General features: G+C 57.0%; 14 protein-coding genes. 5 read left to right on the top strand and 9 right to left on the bottom strand.

The genetic code is table 11. From position 1 onward, the window contains the following. The first annotated feature begins 247 nt into the window (after positions 1-247). Positions 248-1261, top strand: coding sequence for a D-cysteine desulfhydrase family protein (locus P0D70_RS30005; protein WP_408187144.1), 1014 nt, complete (start codon positions 248-250; stop codon positions 1259-1261). 140 nt (positions 1262-1401) lie between these two features. Here the strand turns inward: P0D70_RS30005 and P0D70_RS30000 are convergent, their stop codons facing one another. From P0D70_RS30000 to P0D70_RS29980, 5 genes are all read right to left on the bottom strand, one after another. Continuing rightward, entirely contained in the window at positions 1402-3135 is a 1734-nt protein-coding gene (locus tag P0D70_RS30000) for an FAD-dependent oxidoreductase (RefSeq protein WP_408187143.1), read from the bottom strand. Between the two features lie 110 nt (positions 3136-3245). Beyond that, entirely contained in the window at positions 3246-4415 is a 1170-nt protein-coding gene (locus P0D70_RS29995; RefSeq protein WP_408187142.1) for an MDR/zinc-dependent alcohol dehydrogenase-like family protein, read from the bottom strand. 14 nt (positions 4416-4429) lie between these two features. Beyond that, complete coding sequence (locus P0D70_RS29990) at positions 4430-5275, bottom strand: enoyl-CoA hydratase/isomerase family protein (protein ID WP_408187141.1); 846 nt, start codon at positions 5273-5275, stop codon at positions 4430-4432. 160 nt (positions 5276-5435) lie between these two features. Next, entirely contained in the window at positions 5436-7013 is a 1578-nt protein-coding gene (locus P0D70_RS29985; protein ID WP_408187140.1) for an aldehyde dehydrogenase (NADP(+)), read from the bottom strand. 17 nt (positions 7014-7030) lie between these two features. Next, the gene (locus P0D70_RS29980) at positions 7031-7666 is read right to left on the bottom strand and encodes a cysteine hydrolase family protein (protein ID WP_408187139.1); all 636 of its coding nucleotides are present in this window, start codon (positions 7664-7666) and stop codon (positions 7031-7033) included. Positions 7667-8701: 1035 nt separating this feature from the next. On the opposite strand from P0D70_RS29980, the gene P0D70_RS29975 reads away from it, so the two are divergent. Further along, complete coding sequence (locus tag P0D70_RS29975; protein ID WP_408187138.1) at positions 8702-10051, top strand: epoxide hydrolase family protein; 1350 nt, start codon at positions 8702-8704, stop codon at positions 10049-10051. Positions 10052-10252: 201 nt separating this feature from the next. Here the strand turns inward: P0D70_RS29975 and P0D70_RS29970 are convergent, their stop codons facing one another. After that, positions 10253-10750, bottom strand: a complete 498-nt coding sequence (locus P0D70_RS29970) for a winged helix-turn-helix transcriptional regulator (protein ID WP_408187137.1) — start codon at positions 10748-10750, stop codon at positions 10253-10255. A gap of 282 nt (positions 10751-11032) precedes the next feature. Between P0D70_RS29970 and P0D70_RS29965 the strand changes: the two genes are divergently transcribed. From P0D70_RS29965 to P0D70_RS29955, 3 genes are all read left to right on the top strand, one after another. Further along, positions 11033-11668 carry a cysteine hydrolase family protein gene (locus P0D70_RS29965; protein WP_408187136.1) on the top strand — a complete coding sequence of 212 codons (636 nt, stop codon included), beginning with the start codon at positions 11033-11035 and terminating at the stop codon, positions 11666-11668. A gap of 17 nt (positions 11669-11685) precedes the next feature. Next, positions 11686-13263 (top strand): aldehyde dehydrogenase (NADP(+)), encoded by a 1578-nt coding sequence (locus tag P0D70_RS29960; RefSeq protein WP_408187135.1) that lies wholly within the window; start codon positions 11686-11688, stop codon positions 13261-13263. 116 nt (positions 13264-13379) lie between these two features. Then, positions 13380-14309: a LysR family transcriptional regulator gene (locus tag P0D70_RS29955; RefSeq protein ID WP_408187134.1), complete on the top strand. Its 930-nt coding sequence runs from the start codon at positions 13380-13382 to the stop codon at positions 14307-14309. An 18-nt stretch (positions 14310-14327) separates the two neighbouring features. Here the strand turns inward: P0D70_RS29955 and P0D70_RS29950 are convergent, their stop codons facing one another. From P0D70_RS29950 to P0D70_RS29940, 3 genes are all read right to left on the bottom strand, one after another. Beyond that, positions 14328-15248 (bottom strand): YncE family protein, encoded by a 921-nt coding sequence (locus P0D70_RS29950; protein WP_408187133.1) that lies wholly within the window; start codon positions 15246-15248, stop codon positions 14328-14330. After that, positions 15245-15532 (bottom strand): hypothetical protein, encoded by a 288-nt coding sequence (locus P0D70_RS29945; RefSeq protein ID WP_408187132.1) that lies wholly within the window; start codon positions 15530-15532, stop codon positions 15245-15247. Before P0D70_RS29945 ends, P0D70_RS29950 begins: the two co-directional genes overlap by 4 nt. Positions 15533-17093: 1561 nt before the next feature. After that, on the bottom strand, positions 17094-17469 hold a 376-nt coding region (locus P0D70_RS29940), incomplete at its 5' end, for a hypothetical protein (RefSeq protein ID WP_408187131.1).

Genomic DNA, 17469 nt, shown 5'->3' with positions numbered 1-17469 from the left:
TACCGTGACCGTCGAACAGAGGGCCTTTCCGTAACGCAACCGGGCAGACACTCGTGAGTCGCCGTCGCATACAGCTGACTTGATTCTTCATTCTGTACGTGCGTCGCCTCGATCCTTGAACGTAGTTCTCCGTTGGTGTTAATTGCAGTTCATCGCTAGGCTAGCATCGAACATAACAAACGTAGTGGCATGCTGCCGTTGGCAGGAGCAGTAGCGTTCGCCTAGAACCACTGGAGCAAAGAAGACAATGAAGCAATCGAAACTCGATCTGTCACGATTCCCCCAAGCGTCCCTGCGCGACGGCCCCTCACCGATCCAGCATCTTCCCCGCCTAAGTCGGAAATTAGACGGCCCCGGCATCTATGTGAAGCGTGACGATCTGGACGGTTTGGGTGGTGGAGGAAACAAGCTCCGTAAACTCGAATTTCTAATCGGAGAGGCGCTGGCCTCTGGTGCTGACACGATCATTACGGTTGGTGGCCGTCAGTCCAATCACGCCCGACTCACGGCGGCAGCAGCTGCCCGTGCGGGCTTGAAGTGCGAGCTTGTACTTTCCCGTCTGGTGCCAATCGAAGACGAGGACTACGTGAACAACGGCAACGTGCTACTGGACGCATTGTTAGGCGCCGTTATCCATGATATTCCCGGCGACCTTAGTGCACTGGATTTTGCAGAAGAGCGTGCGGCGAAGCTTAGATCTCAAGGCAGCCGTGTCTACGTGTGCCCACTTGGCGGCTCAAGCCCTGTCGGTTGCCTTGGCTATGCCGCCTGTGCAGCGGAGATTGACGAGCAGTCCGCCAAACAAGGTATTTCATTCGATCGTATCGTCGTTGCAAACGGCAGCGGCGGGATGCAAGCAGGTCTCATATCGGGAACCATCGCCATGGGCAAGGATCCGGCATCGATCGTTGGTTACACGGTCCTGGCACCGTTGGAGAAAGCGTTAGCGACGACTTTCGAGAAGACACAAAAAGCCCTTGAACTACTCAATCCCGACTTATCAGTTCATGCAGATGCGGTGGCAATTCGGGGAGAGCAACTTGGTAGTGGTTATGGCCTGCCGACCGAAGCCATGCGAGAAGCGCTCAGCCTCGCCGCGACCCTCGAGGGGCTGCTGCTAGACCCTGTCTACAGTGGCAAGGCGTTCGCTGGCTTGATTCACGAAATCAGAACAGGCGTACTAAAGCCCGAAGACAAGGCTTTGTTCGTAATGAGTGGGGGAACCCCTTCGTTGTTTGCGTATCGTCGGGCACTATCGTAATCCAGGATCGATGATAGGCAGACTTGCCTACGGAGTTAAGCGCGATAACGGACGATGGCGACGGCGAGCGCAGAACACTTACTTCAAGGCCGTCAACGGATTACCAGTCGCTGCTCTCATCGAGCCCGGCGAAGGCGCATTTAGTAAGCTTGAGCCAAGAAGCCCTGGATCTGCGCGATCACACCCGCACCTTCGCCCACTGCCGAAGCAACACGTTTGGTCGAACCTGAACGGACATCGCCGATTGCAAAAATGCCTTGGACGCTCGTCTGCAGCGACACTGATTGCAAGGTCACATCCGAAAGAGCGATGCCTGTCTGCACGAAACCTTTGCTGTCAAGTTCGACGCCGCACGTCTGGAGCCAGCCCGTATTCGGTTCTGCGCCGATAAACACGAACAGGTGATGGGCGGTCATACTTCCTTCGATTCCCCCGGCGCCGCGGTAGTGCACCCGTTCGAGACGCGTACTTCCTTCAAGCGCGGTCAGTTCAACACGGGTATGAACCGTCACATTCGGCAGTGCCAGAACGCGCTCGATCAAGTAGTGCGACATGCTGTCCTCAAGCGTCGCGCCTCGAATGAACATGTGCACATGCTCGGCATGCGATGCGAGAAACACGACAGCCTGTCCCGCCGAATTACCGCCTCCGATCAGCAACACTGGCTCCTTGCGGCATACCTTTGCTTCTATCGGCGTAGCCCAGTAATACACGCCACATCCCTCGAAACGCTCAAGATCCTCGACGACGGGGCGCCGATACTCCGCGCCGCTCGCGATGACCACGGTACGCGCGGTTATGCGATGGCCATCAGTCAGCTCAACTTCAGGCGGTTGATTGTCGCAATACACCGCCTTGACCTCGCACGGAATGCCGATATGTGCACCAAACTTCTGCGCCTGGACGAACGCGCGGTCCGCGAGAGCGTGACCCGTGATGCCCGTAGGGAAGCCGAAAAAATTCTCGATGCGCGCACTCGCGCCGGCCTGGCCACCGGGCGCGCGACAGTCAAGCACTGCAACCGACAATCCCTCGGATGCTGCGTAAACCGCCGCCGCAAGGCCGGCGGGACCTGCGCCAACGATGGCCACATCGTAGACGTGAGCCGGATCAAATTCGGGAATCAGTCCGAGACACGAGGCGAGCTGTCTTTCGTCGGGGTTCCGCAGCATTGTGCCGTTCGGGCAGATGACGAGCGGGAAGTCATCCGGTTGTGGTGTCAGTTCCTCCAGTAGCGCGACGGAATCAGCTTCCTGTTCCGCATCGAGTGTGACATTTGGATAGGTGTTTCGGCGCAGGAAGTTCTGCAACGCCAGTAGCCGGGGATTGCCGGACGAGCCGACCAGAACCGCGCCGTTCACACGTTCCATTGCAATAAAGCGCCTGAGGATTAGCGCGCGCATGATCTTTTCGCCAACCTCGGCTTCACTGATCAGAAGTGGACTGAGGTCATCGGACCGGACCAACAGAGCTTCGACATCTTCTATGACACGAGAATCCACGAACGATGGCTTTTTCGAAAACTGGTTCACGTCAGAAGTGAATTCGCCGCGCTGGGAGAACGTGTGAATGATCTGTTCGCGCCCAAGACCATCGCGGGCGATAGCCCGGATCTTACCCGACAGCAGGACAAACATACCGGGGGTGCGCTCCCCTACACGATAGAGCAACGTGCCTTTGGGATACCTTGACACTCGGCCAAAGCGCCGCACTCTGGCGATCTCTGCTTCGGTGAGGACGGGAAACAGTTGCTGGAGCCGGGGGTGGCTAGACACGAACGGAGCGTCAATCACCGCATCGTCGTCGACGTGGTTCTTTCCTTCCGCGGGCTGAGGGGGCGGTACAGGGTCGCCCGGTACGGACTCGTTGCTCATCAGTTATCCTCCAGCGGCCGTCGGGTAGAAATGCGTCTGAAAACGTAAAGAGCGCCGTTGTCAGCACGCATCAATGGCCGACGACCTTTCCCTGCCAATAACTGCCCGAATCAGGCGTCGAGGGACGGGTTGATCAGAAATTTCGATCCCGTGCTGCGCTTTGTGTACTCCCGAAGCATCTCAAGCGAGAGGACATCGCTGAGCGAAATTTCGGCCTTGAACTCACTACGAAAAGTCGTACGCAACTCAGCATTTACCCGGTCACGCAGTGCTTGCGTTGCTTCGGGACCAACCCTCCCAAGGAAGTGGAACAGTAGCCATCCTCCAATTCCCCACGCCATGCCAACGCGCGGCACCTCAATCGGTCTTGGATCGAGGCTGCCATACATGTACACCTGCTTGTGAGTTGAAGATCCATACCGGCTGTAGCCTGGCAGTTCGCGGACGAGCGCTCTCTCCATTGCAAGCAGTATGCGCCCGGCAAGCGGTCCACCCGTCAGCGCGTCAAAACACAGCGTAGCCTTGGTACTGACTAATACGTCTGTGAGGTCCGCATCAAAATTGGCTGACTCACTGTTGAGAACATATTGCGAACCAAGTTCTTTCAGAACACCCAGCTGTGTTTCGTTACGGACGACGTTAACAAGTGCGATTCCTTCGTTCCGACAAACATTGATGAGCATGCGGCCGAGATTCGAGGCCGCTGCAGTGTGTACCAGCGCCAGATGACCCTCGCGGCGCATCGTTTCGACCATACCGAGCGCCGTAAGCGGGTTGATGAAAGCGGCAGCGCCCTCTGCTGGCGGCACGCCCGGATCCAGAGCCATGCACTGGGCTTTGTTGAGACGACGATACTGCGTGTACATACCGCCTCCTGCTACGGACACGGTTTTACCAAGCAATTCCGCCGCCCCCGGCCCCGACCGGACAACCACGCCAGCGCCCTCATTACCAACAGGCAGAGATGCGTCGAGCCGCAGCGCAAGACCATCCAGTGCCTCGGCTGGGATCTTCGCGGTCAACGTTCTTTGACGGCCGATACCCGTCTGCGTCGCGCTGTTAAGATCAGCGGGACCAAGCAGCAGGCCGATGTCGGAAGGATTGAGCGGCGCGGCCTCGACGCGGACAACAACCTCGTCTCCTGTCGGAGGCGCAACTTCCAGCTCGATAAGCGAAAGCTTCAGCTCACCGTCAGGGGTTATGCAAGATTGCAGTTCCAGCCCTTTCAACGGTTGTTCGTCGGGGTTTCGATCGCGCAAGTCAGGAGAATGGGTATTCATAAAGTATCCTTTGTTCATTTGGTAGCGGGCTCATCCATCAGACTTCCAAGGCGCGCTCCATAGTTGCGCTCCAAATCACTATCTTGCCCTGAACCCAGCTCCATTAGTTTTTGGGCACGCGTGATTGTTGTCGGCCAAGAGAGCGCGCTGAAGAAAGCCTTTTGCGATTCGTTAATTGCGGCCGATAGAGACTGCGCAGAATGTGTGTTCAGCAATCGCTTGGCTTCACGCAGCGGCTGCCTGTCGAACGAGGCGACCCGTTTTGCGAATCGGTTCACGAACTTCTCGAACTCTGCGTCAGGAATAGTCCGATTGACCCACCCGTAGCGCTCGGCAGTGCTTGCATCGAAGTCGTCCGAGCCAAGAATGATCTCGAACGCACGTCCACGTCCCGTTAAATGAGGCAGGCGCTCGATCGCTCCGCCCCCAGGAAACAGGCCCGCACCAACTTCGATTTGCGCAAGGATCGCCTTTTCCTCGCTGGCAAACCGGATGTCGCACGCCAATGCAAATTCGCTGCCCACGCCGCGTGCGCGTCCACGAATTGCAGCAATCGTCACTACGGGGAGCCGAGCGAGCCGTTCCACAATATCTACCCACGGGTACATCCCACCCGGCAGCGGCGTCACGATCGTGTCGACTCCAGCCGCTGCACTGAAATGAGCGATGAAATATTCAGGATTGGCGCTGTCAAACACTACGACGCGCAGTTCAGGGTCCGAGTCCATCAGATCGAGTAGTTGCTGCAATTCTGGAATTGTCGCGCCGTCGAGCACATTGATGGGAGGGTTATCGAACGTGACTCGCCAATATGCAGGGCTTTGTGGCCTAACGCTGAATTGTCGAAACGACGTGGTCATAGTGCGACTCCTAATAAAAAATTGTCGTCTGGCCGCTGGTCTGGCGTCCGAGGACGTGCGCAGCTCTGTCGGGAGACGAGCCAGCACGTCCTACGTGAGATCAAAAAAGTGTATCGAGCGCTTCTGACGCCCTTGCCGACCCTACCTTTCTTGACCGCTATCAATCCTTCGATAGTTCGCCGTCAGTCAGGCGCCAAATCCCCGCAGGGTTGTCCAGCTTCAACGCTTCAGGTAGAAGATCGTCTGGGAACCCTTGGTAGCAAACCGGACGGAGGAATCGCTCGATGGCAGTCATGCCCACAGATGTGAATCGGCTATCGGAAGTTGCAGGAAAGGGCCCCCCGTGAATCGATGCATACGACACTTCTTGCGGATGTGAGAACGCATTGATCACGATTCGCCCGGTGCGACGCTCGAGAATCGGAAGCAGCCGCGCAGCAAGCGCGTGATCGGCGGGATCGATCTGCATCGTGGCCGAGAGTTGTCCTTGGAACTGCCGCGCGATTGCAATCAGCTGTTCGACGTCTTTCACGCGTACCAGCAGCGCGACAGGTCCAAACACCTCTTCCGACAGCAACGGATCTTCCAGCAGGCGTGCGCCGTCGACTTCGAAGAGCACCGATTGACCGTCCCACTTGCCTTGTGGCGGACCGCCCGCGGCGATTCGCTCTGCACCCGAATTGCGCTGACGCTCGAGGTTCTTGAGATACGCCGAATTGATCCCCGGCGTGAGCATCGTTCGGGCGGGCGTGTTCGCGACGCGCGGAAGCATGGCTGCTCGTAACTCTTCATAGCCGGGACCATCGATGGCGAGGAGAATTGCGGGCTTCAGACAAGCCTGGCCGACCGTGACGAGCATGCGCTCCGTGAAACCATCGCCGATCTCAGCACCCCGAGCCGCGAGCGCCGCAGGCAACACAAACGTTGGATTGACGCTCGTCATTTCGGTGAAGACAGGAATTGGGTCACGACGTTGCTGCGCTCGACGGAAAAGCGCCATCCCGCCTACTTCCGATCCGGTGAACGTCACGCCTTTGATGAGCGGATGATCGACAAGCGCCTCGCCGATCTCATTGCCACCACCGCGGACCAGAGAGAAAACACCTTCATGTAGTCCCGCTGCTTTCACCGTCTGCTGGATCATGCGGCCCATCATCTCCGATGCACCCGGATGTGCGTTGTGCGCCTTCAGTATGACGGGGCAGCCCGCTGCCAGCGCTGAAGCCGTATCCCCACCCGCGACCGAGTACGAGATTGGGAAGTTGCTGGCGCCAAATATCGCAACGGGACCGAGCGCGATCTTCTGCAATCGGTGATCCATGCGTGGACGCGGTTGACGGTCCGGCTGCGCGGGATCTATCGCGGCCTGCCGAAAACGTCCCTGGCGGACGACGGTTGCAAACTGGCGGAACTGCACCGCAGACTTGGCGGCCTCCCCTTGCAGTTGAGCGACGGGCAGACCGGTTTCGAGCGATGTGCGCTGCGCAAGTTCGGTCGCGATGGCGTCGAGGCCGTCTGCGATCCGTTCAAGGAATGCGGAACGTTCGGCAAGACTTGTGTTGTTGTAACTGTCGAAAGCGTCGTCAGCCAGTCGCGCGGCACGATCCACCTCCGCGACGCCACCAAGCGCGAACGACGGTTCGATTTCGGCGTTCGTTGCAGGGTTTAACGCCTTCATCGTCCCTGCGCTTGCCGATATTTCCTGAGCTCCAATGAGCAGATTGCCGGTGAGTGTCATCTCTGATCTCCTTCAATTCAGGCGCCAGTGCCGGCGTTAAGCGCCGCACTGAGTTCGGCAGTTGTCAGAATCTCATGGGCATACGTCGGGCCGTTGAGCTCATGCGCCGCGCGCATCATTTCCTTCGAGAACGCAGCTGTTGCGTCGCGCACGAGTGTGACGTGGTAGCCCAACTCCATCGCGAACCGACTGGTCGACTCGATGCAGGTATTCGCGAGCAGTCCGATGACAATCACATGCGTGACACCTTGCTGCTTCAGCTGAAAATCGAGATCGGTATTTGCGAAACCACTCTGCGCCCAGTGTTCCTTGATGATGATGTCCTCTGCGTGCGGCACGAAATCGGGGTGCCATTCGCCGCCCCACGTCCCCTTTTCAAACGTGTGACGCTGCTTGATCGCATCTTGCGTGGGATTCGGATGATCCCAGTTCTCGTAATCCCCCGGCTCCCAGCGACGATGCGGCACGTAAAACACCTGGATGCTTGCCTTGCGTACGCTGGCGACTGTCGCACGAAGATTGTCCAGCAGCCTGTTCTCGGTAGCGATTTCCTTGATCATCGGAAAGACCTTGCCGCCCTCCGAGAGAAAATCGTTGTAGGGGTCGACCAGTAGCAAGCCGGTGCGTTCCGCGCGATACGTGGGATTGCCCATTTCAGTTCTCCGTTAAAAAAGGAAAATTATTTCGCTTTTCACTGGCGGCGGTGGATCAGGTGGTCTCACGTTGCAGCCCAGATCGAGCGCAGTGCAGTCCTTGATTTCATTCGTTCGAGTCACTGCATCGCTGCAAGCACTCACTGGCGTCCAAGGAAGTTGCAGCAATAGAATACGACTGACATTGTTGTTCGCGCATCGCAGGTGACAAGTTGTAGCGATATCACATGGTCCGTCGTGAACCGGGCGTCGTGCGAGGTATGAAAAATTCCCGAGTACTGTTCATCGGGTAGAGATGAATCCAGTGATAGCGGGACGTACCGGCCCGCACGACATCGGGCCAGCGAGGCTGCATTTCCCACGATGTCTTTCGAATGACAGCGACGCATCCGGAGATACAGGCGGAAAACCCCATCACCGTCTTCCGTTTTCCGGTCTTGGTGACGCAACTTGCGTGAAATGACCTCTCATCCCGTGTTCCGTCGGATGTTCGTTGGCGGACAGGATCTCTGCGGGTAGAAGTACACCCGTACCACCAAAGTATGACGCGAGTACGCCTGGACGCGGCGCTTGCAGCCATTCGTAGAATGGCTGAATCATCGCCGGTCGCTTACCGTTATTTATGACGGGCCACGCGATCGGAAAGTTACTGCACCTGTGCATGCGTGCATGCCGATCAGACCTCGTTGCCATTGCGTTCTGCTGATTGGACTGCAATGCCTGACGCACGACTCGGCTGCAGAGGTATCAACGCTCGTATCCGACCGGTCGATGTCTCTGCTGCTGCGATGTTTCTGCAAGTCACAGACTTTCGCGTCGGATACAGATGTGTTCGTTGTTGGCAGCAGCAGCGTGGGTAAGGTGAAGTTGACTCACACGATTGTTTGGGATGTTCACCCCCGGTCCGCGCACGTCACTGCCGCTAGCATTTGTCTCAGCATTGTGGCCTGGAAGCACGCGCGTCGCGCGCCATCGATAACGCCTCTATGTTCACAAATCAGGCTTAAGGGCCTCTTACGACCAACAGGAGCTTCCATGTCAAACGAAATGCTTCCTCAGGTGCCATCGCGGCGCCGTTTTATCGGTGTCGCTGCTGCCGCAGTTGCGACCGTATCGCTGAGTGAGCTCGCTCTAGCAGATACGACTCAGTCAACCTCGATCACGGAGATCACGCCGGCGACGGGCGAAGACGGGATGGCCATCCGTAAACTTCACGTCCACGTGCCAGAAGCGCAACTAGCTGATTTGCGTAGACGCATCAAAGCGACGCGGTGGCCTGAGCGCGAAACCGTCACAGATGCATCGCAAGGCGTGCAACTCGCGACGATGCAGAAGCTCGCACACTATTGGTCGACGGATTACAACTGGCGTAAAGTTGAAGCGAGGCTAAACGCATTGCCACAATATGTCACCCAGATTGATGGGCTGGACATCCACTTCATCCACGTGCGTTCGAAGAATAAAGATGCGCTGCCAATGATCGTCACGCACGGTTGGCCGGGCTCGATCATCGAGCAATTGAAGATCATCGAGCCGTTGACCAATCCCATGGCGCACGGCGGAAATGCATCCGATGCGTTCGATGTCGTGATTCCGTCGTTACCCGGTCACGGGTTTTCGGGCAAACCAACAACGACGGGCTGGGATCCCCTGCACATCGCGCGTGCGTGGGTCGTGCTAATGAAACGCCTCGGCTATACGCGCTACGTGGCGCAAGGTGGCGATTGGGGCAATGCCGTCACCGAACAGATGGCGCTTCTTACCCCCCCGGGGCTTATCGCCATTCACACGAACATGCCGGCGACAGTGCCGGACGATATTGCGAATGCGCTCAAGTACGGCAACCCCGCGCCGGCCGGACTATCATCCGACGAGCAGCACGCGTTCGACCAACTCGACTACTTCTACAAGCATGGTCTGGGTTACGCACAAGAGATGACGAACCGCCCGCAGACTCTGTACGGCATCGAAGATTCCCCTGTCGGTCTCGCTGCATGGATGCTCGATCATGACGCTGCGAGCGAAGCAATGATTGCCCGCGTTTTTGATGGGCGGTCGGAGGGACTTTCGCGCGATGATGTGCTCGATAACATCACGTTGTATTGGGTCACGAATACGGGCGTCTCGTCGGCTCGCTTGTACTGGGAGAACAAGTTGAACTTCTTCGCACCGAAACACGTTGCCATTCCTGTCGCTGTCAGCGTATTCCCCGATGAGATCTATGCGGCGCCAAAGAGTTGGACGGAAAAAGCGTATCCGAAATTGACTCACTACAACCGGCTGCCCAAAGGAGGACATTTTGCGGCCTGGGAACAGCCTCAGGAATTTACGGACGAAGTACGTGAGAGCTTTCGTTCATTGCGAGACGCAGGCGCAGCGGGTTGACAACATTGTCCCACCGGGCAGCGCGCGACCGCGATCAGTATCGACGAGCAGGTACAGGTTTGCGACAGCGCTGCTGCCCGTCCAGGACGCGAGCACTATTGGATCGCCGGCGTGTAAGGGGACCGCGAGTCCCACAAGGACCCTCAGACGCCGTCAGATATCAAAAGTTTCTTGAGTAAACTTACACAACCCGGGACTAGCCTATTTTCTTTTAAACGCCGCGCGCCGCTCCGCACGCTCCGTTGCAAACTGATTGCTCATCGACGCATCAAGATCTTTACGTTCGACAGGCACCTTACATTTCGGACATACCGATCCCAGACCCACATCGTGACCGCACTTGCGATGGACGAAACGGGTTGCGATCTCCTCGCTCCGATCTTTGCACCAGGTCTCGCCCCATGCGCGCAACGCGTAAATAACCGGATAAAACGATCGCCCCTTCTCCGTCAGTCGATATTCATAACGTAGAGGCCTCTCGCTGTACGGGTGACGTTCAATCATCCCGTCGGCCTCGAGCGATTTGAGTCGCGACGCCAGCATCTGGGGCGTCGCTTCGGTCTGGATCTGTATTTCTTCGAAACGCGTCGCGCCCATCGACAGTTCTCTCAGAACCAGGACTGTCCACCGATCACCAACGACATCCAAGGACCGCGCGACCGGACATACGGTATTTGCCGCTTCTGAATCACGTGCCACAACCCTTCTCCACTGAAACTATGAATTGCATAGTAACAGACTTTGCCCAGGTTGTGCGCCGCGAACGCCCGCGATTCGGGCATCACGGGCGTTTTGAGCACGCGTGCACCCGGCCCGCCGATCCCGCCCCAGTCCGTTTGGCACTTGACACTATGTTTTTCATAGTTATATCCTGCTTGCACTGAATGCGATGCGTGAGACGTCACGATTCGTTTGACAAAAGCATGTCGGCGCCGACGAAACGCGAGCTTGTTCGCAAAGACTTTCTAACTGGAAGACGTAATGGCTAATCTTATCTATCGCGCGGAGCGCACTGGTCTGTTGCTGGTCGATCCGTATAACGACTTTCTCTCGGACGGCGGCAAGCTGTTCCCGATGATCAAGGCAATCGCCGACGATGTCCGCCTTCTGGACAACCTGCGCGACACAGTCGCGACCGCGCGCGAGGCGGATGTCCAAGTGTTTTACGTGCCACACCGTCGCTGGCAACCCGGCGATTACGAGAACTGGGATCATCCCAACCCGACCCAACGCCTCGTGCAGCAACGCCACACCTTTGCGAAGGACACATGGGGTGGAGAATGGCACCCCGACTTCGTGCCGCAGGAAGGCGACATCATCATCAAGGAACACTGGGCCCAGAGCGGCTTCGCTAACACCGATCTTGACTTCCAGTTGAAGCAGAAAGGCATCACGCACGTGATCGTCGTGGGTCTGCTGGCCAATACCTGCATTGAATCCACGAGCCGCTTCGCGATGGAACTCGGCTATCACGTCACGCTCGTGCGCGACGCAACAGCCGCCTTCACGCAGGAAATGATGCGCGCCGCGCATGAACTGAACGGCCCGACGTACGCCCACGAGATCCTGACGACAGCCGAACTCATCGGCGCTCTCAACACCAGCACCACCGCCTGAACCGCGACGAGACCAACATGAAACTCACAGGTAATTTGCTGATCGGCGCGCAGGAAGTGTCCGCGACCGCTGGCACCATGAAGGCGCTGAATCCGGCGACGAACGTCGAAATTGAACCGTCCTTCGCATTCGGCAGCAGCGCGGAAGTCGATCGCGCCGCGCAACTGGCGGATGACGCGTTCGACAGTTACAACAACACGAGCCTTGAAGACCGTGCCGCGTTCCTTGAACGCATCGCCGACGGCCTCGACGCGATCACGCCAGAACTCGCGCAACGTATTGCGCTTGAATCAGGTTTGCCCATCGCGCAACTCGAAGGCGAAACCGCCAAGTCCGCGACCCAGTTTCGTCAGTTCGCGACTGTCGTCCGTCAGGGACGTTTTCGTCAGGCGACCATCGATGCCGCCCAGTCGGAGCGTCAACCGCGCGCGCGGATGGATCATAGATTGCAGAAGATCGCGCTCGGTCCCGTTGCGATCTTCGGTGCGAGCAACTTCCCGATCTCGTATTCAGTCGCAGGGGGCGACACGGCGTCGGCGCTGGCCGCTGGCTGTCCCGTCATACTGAAGGCGCACAACGCGCATCCTGGCGGATCGGAGCTGATGGGCCGCGTGATCCAGCAGGCGGTCAAGGATTCCGGCCTGCACGAAGGCGTGTTCTCTCTGGTCCGCGGTGGCGGCAATGAAATCGGCGAGGCGCTGGTCGATCATCCGCTCATCAAGGGCGTGACCTTTACGGGTTCGGAAGGCGGCGGCATGGCGTTGTTCCGGCGCGCGCAGCAACGTCCTGATCCGATTCCCGTCTTTACCGAAATGACGAGTGTCAATCCGACCTTCGTGCTCCCGGCGGCGCTCGCTGCTCGAGGTGGCGATATCGGCGACGGCTTTACGGAACGCATGCTTGTCACAGTTGGTCAGGCGTGTCTGAAGCCCGCAATCCTGCTCGCGATTGACGGCCCCGGCTATGCCGAACTGAAGAGCGCGATGGTCGCCCGCGTAGAAGCAATGCATGCGCGCACGATGCTGACACCAGGGATCAACACGGCCTATCGCAAAAACGTGGAGCGCCAGGCCGAAGCCGGCGCGAAGCGTATTGCCGCGGGCGGCCAAGCGCAAGGTGCGTGGGACGGGCAATCGGTTCTCTTCGAAGCCGACGGTGCGCAGCTGCTTGAAGATGCGTCGTTGTCAGAAGAAGTCTTCGGTCCTGCTGCGCTGCTAGTGCGCGTGGAGAATATCTCGCAGCTCATTGCGATCGCGAAGCAGTTTCGTGGACAACTTTCCGCGACGATGCAGATCGATCAGGCCGATCACGCACTCGCCGCGCGCCTGTTGCCAATACTTGAGCGCCGCACGGGGCGTATCGTGATCAATGCGTTCGCGCATCCGCAAGAAGTGTCTTATGCATCGATTCATGGTGGCCCGTTCCCCGCAACTTCCGATAGCCGCTTCACTTCAGTCGGCATGAGTGCGATCGAACGTTTCCTGCGGCCGGTCTGCTATCAGGGGTTCCCCGATGACCTGCTACCTGAAGCATTGAAGCATGCCAATCCGTGCGATCTCTGGCGTCTGGTCGATGGCGAGATATCTAAAATCTGATCCGGTCTGACACCGAAGAAGCGCAGCCCGCAACTGTGCCTGTTGCAACGTTGCGGGCTGACTCGGCGTCCTCCTGGGGCGGTCAGCGCAGCGCCCCTCTGAAGGAATATCGTTTCGTGGACAAGATTCACAACATACGCGTTTTTTCGCGCGTCATCGAAGTTGGCAGCTTCACCGCCGTGGCCAATGTTCTGGATACCAGCGTTGCACACGTCTCACGCTCCATTTCCGATCTCGAAGATGATTTGCGCGTGCGCCTCTTTCATCGAACGACGCGCCGTATCACCCCTACTGAAGCCGGCGCTCGCTACTATCAGCGCTGCCAGAAGATTCTGGCCGACCTCGACTACGCCGACGCCGAAGCAGCCGACGCGCTAATCGAACCGTACGGCAAGCTGCGCGTTCACGCGATGCCAGGACTTGGACAGACGCATCTCGCGGCTTGCATTGTCGACTATCAGCGGCGTTATCCGAACGTCAATATCGAACTGACACTGTCCGCGACGATGCCGAGACTCGTCGAGGAGCAGTTTGACGTATCCGTCGTGACAGCGCCGACGCTTCCCGATTCGGACTACGTCAGCCACATAACCGGCAGCAGTTACAGCGTGCTGGTCGCTGCTCCTTCGTATCTGGAGCAGCATCGTGCACTACAATCGCCGGAAGATCTTGACCGTCATGAATGCATTCGCTTGCAGTCGCCAGCGTCACCATCAACAGATGGCTGGCAACTCGAAAGCCCGGATGGTGACGTGTTTTCGAATGTCTCTAAAGCGCGCTTCAAGGTCAACGACCCGGCAGCCTTGCGGGCCGCCCTGCTCGCCGGTGCCGGCATCGGCGCGTTGGCGGTCTATTCAGCCATCGACGATCTTCGCAGCGGCGCGTTAGTCCGGGTTCTGCCTGAGTTTCAGCTACCTACTCGAAACGTCTATTCGGTCTACCCTTCCCGCATTTACGTCGATGCGAAGATCCGCACGTTTGTCGACTTCCTGAAGCGCGAACTCAGCGCAAGAATCGCGTTGCAAGAGGCCGCGCTGAATGCATGAACCGATAGCAGGCATCCATTAGAGCGCGGTGATGCCAGTCAAATTCCCTATATCCCGGAGCACCGTAGAAACCGTTTGACCGCCGAGCGCGACTCTGTAAATCGAACCGTTCAGGTCGCTCAGAAAGACAGCGTTCCGCTTCGGATGCACTGACAATCCAATCGCCTCCCGAAATCCGCCATGCAGGACCTCGCGCTGCAATTCGCTTGCATCCAGGCACGCTCGATTCAGGGTATTGCCGAACGGTGGAGCGCCGCGGTCGGTCCAATAGAGCGTCATCGTCGCAGTATCCAGTTCGAGATCGACGGGCTCAGGTAATGCGCTGAAAAGTGTTTCGATATCGCGGCGCGAGGCAGGAGATTCGCTTGACTTCAGACCATTGAGTGGGGCACGCAGGATGCGCCCTGTGTTGGACTTCGATGCGCCTTTCTGTGTCCAATACACATGCCCGCGGTCGACATCGACCGCGATGCCGACGCACCAGTTGCGCGCATCCGCCTGATCTGAGGCTCCAAAGCCAGTTTGCACGAGCGTTTCGATCGACGATCCGTCGAGTTTGCAGCGCATCACCCGCATGCCCTCGCGGTCGCACCAGTAAAGATGCCCTCCTATCGCCTCTATAACCAACTGCTTGGGAGTATGCGTCAACCCCGGTGGCACAATACTCGTAACGTGGTGGCCATCAAGATCGCATCGCATGATGAAGCCGTCGTTACGCGACGGAACGCCCATATTGGTCCAATAAACGTGACCGCGTGCAGCATCGATTGCGATCCCGTCCGGCCCCGCGCAATGTCCGTTGACGAGGATCGTGAGGTCACTACCGTCGCTCATTGCCGACAAGACCCGGTCGCCACCGTGGTCAAGGAAGTAGAGGCGAAGGTCGCCCGACGTGGCCATTCGTGGCTGACAGCCTTCAGAAACCGGATAGTTCATCATTTCGCTGCAGCAGCAAAGCCGCCATAGGCCCGGAGCGGGACGAACGTCTCGATGACAAGTTTGCCGGCCTTCATCAGCGGCAATCCCTCGATCACGGCATGAGCTTCGTCTTTGCTTGCCGCCTCAATCAGCAGACAGGCACCGGCCGCGTCCGTGCGCGACCACACTTGACGTACCGATTCGAGTGCATAACTCTTCTGCACATACGCGACCTCCAACTCGCGCTCCTCGGTCGTTATGGGAGTAACTTCTCCCTTGACTCGCATTGCAAAAAGAAACTGCATGAAAACTCCTTCAAATTTAGATTGCTAGTGGAACGTGCACACCGTACCGCTTACTTAATGACTTGATCGTTTCGCGTGAGCATCGGACATGTCATGTTGCGCGGGGGGATTCAGGTTTCTCAATGACTGAAACCACCTGCATGCAGTCTAAAAATAATGCTTCGATAGAAAAATACCGTGTCCGGAAAAAGCCTCTTTGCTAGAAAAACAAAATGACAGATCAATGGTGCAACGTTTATCTCACGAGAGAATGTCCGGCTGGCGTGCGGCAAGCCAAGTGGCGTTTCGTCACAAACGACGCCAATCATGGATAATTCGGATGTTCGTCAGCAGACGCCTCTGAGGTCGACCTGAACTAAGCCGCAAAGATGTTATGAAGCGACTGCTGATGCTCGATCAGTTGCTGACGGATGAAATCGAAGCCACCCTGTACAAAGCGCCCTACATATCGAGATCATATGCACCCGCGTATCTGCCCGTTCGCGTTATCGACTCGCAGCTGCTACTGGAGGCAAACATCTGCATAATCGACAGTGCGTCGTACAAGGTATTGTCGGTGAAATGTTGCAAGCCAAGGGTCGACGCAGAGAATCTCAAGGTAGCCATTGGCCGTTAGCGCGATTGACGTAGACATGTTCCACTCCCGAAACGGTTGATGCGCGAAGTGCAAACAACAGATCCAATCTCCCCTACCTTGTTGTTTTCATCAAGCTTGTGTTAAAGGTAGTGTCTAGCCCGGAGAAGCGCCATCGGATAAACGAATAGCATGGCCGCAGAGTTGTATCGCACTGTTATACCAAGGTTTATCGAAAGTCAGACCAAGGTGAAGCGTCGCGGCCTTCTTCGTTGATTCTTTGTCCCGTGAAGTGCCAGGTTTGACTCCAACGGTAGACGGATCAAACGTTGATACGCGGTTTGTCATTCAGACGACGCGACTACCGAAATCGTGAGTGTGGCGACGAGACCCCACCTTTCCCTCGAAAACTTATCGGGAGTGTCGCGATCCGTCTGCCGAGTTACTGACTACACGTTGCCCAGAGGGGCATGGTTCGGTGTCGCACAACCATAACAGTTTCGCGGGGATGATCATGTTCCGCGCATTTTTCGCGCGTTTGTCGCGACTGGTAGTTTTGCTGCACGGTTAAGTGCTCGACAGCAACGTCGTGCACGTCTCACTCGCCGTACCTGAATTTGACGATGAATTACGCGTGCGACTGTTTCTGTCGTGTTTGATATCTTTTACCTGCGCCCTAGTCTGGGAAGATGATCAGCATTGCGACGGCGCTACATACGACGAGAGCACCGGCATCGTCTGCGCTATCAAGTCAGATCGTTCAATCGGTGCACTTTGTGGGGACATCCAAAAACGTTGGCAAGCTTGAAGAGCACAAGAATAGATAAACCGTTCAATGCGCACTGTTAAGTGCTATTCCGCGATAAAAGCGAGTGGCGGATCCGTACATGCTAGCTAGCGCTGAGTAACACAAAAAAGCAAACAAACCAGCGGAGCAACCTGCCGTACGCGACTGCTCCGCCGCGTGCTTTTTACGACGCTAAGCTATCAAACTGACACGCTGATCTTTTGGCCGTTTTTCATTTCTTCGAGCTGCTTTTGTGCATCCATCTCTTTTTTGAGCAACTCTTGCACTTTCTTCATCACCTTGTCACGTTCTTCAGGCGACATATTTTTCAGATCGTCTTCCGTCACGCCGAGCTTCGCGAGAATCATCTTTTGCAGACGATCACTAGTCGTGCCCTTCGTGTAGTCGGTGAGTTGAGCCAGTAGTTCGGCAAAAGTCGGCTTGTCTCTATTGCGGGTACCCGATCGGATCGAGTCGCCGCTATTACTTTGAAGGTTCAATTCGACGGAGTTGTTCGTCTGAATGGACATATGATCCCCGATGACGTTGTGCTGTTTGATTGAAGTAGTGACTGCC

It is taken from the genome of Paraburkholderia sp. RL17-381-BIF-C (genome assembly GCF_046026435.1).
Classification (GTDB): domain Bacteria; phylum Pseudomonadota; class Gammaproteobacteria; order Burkholderiales; family Burkholderiaceae; genus Paraburkholderia.
This window is presented reverse-complemented; position numbering and strand designations above follow the sequence as displayed.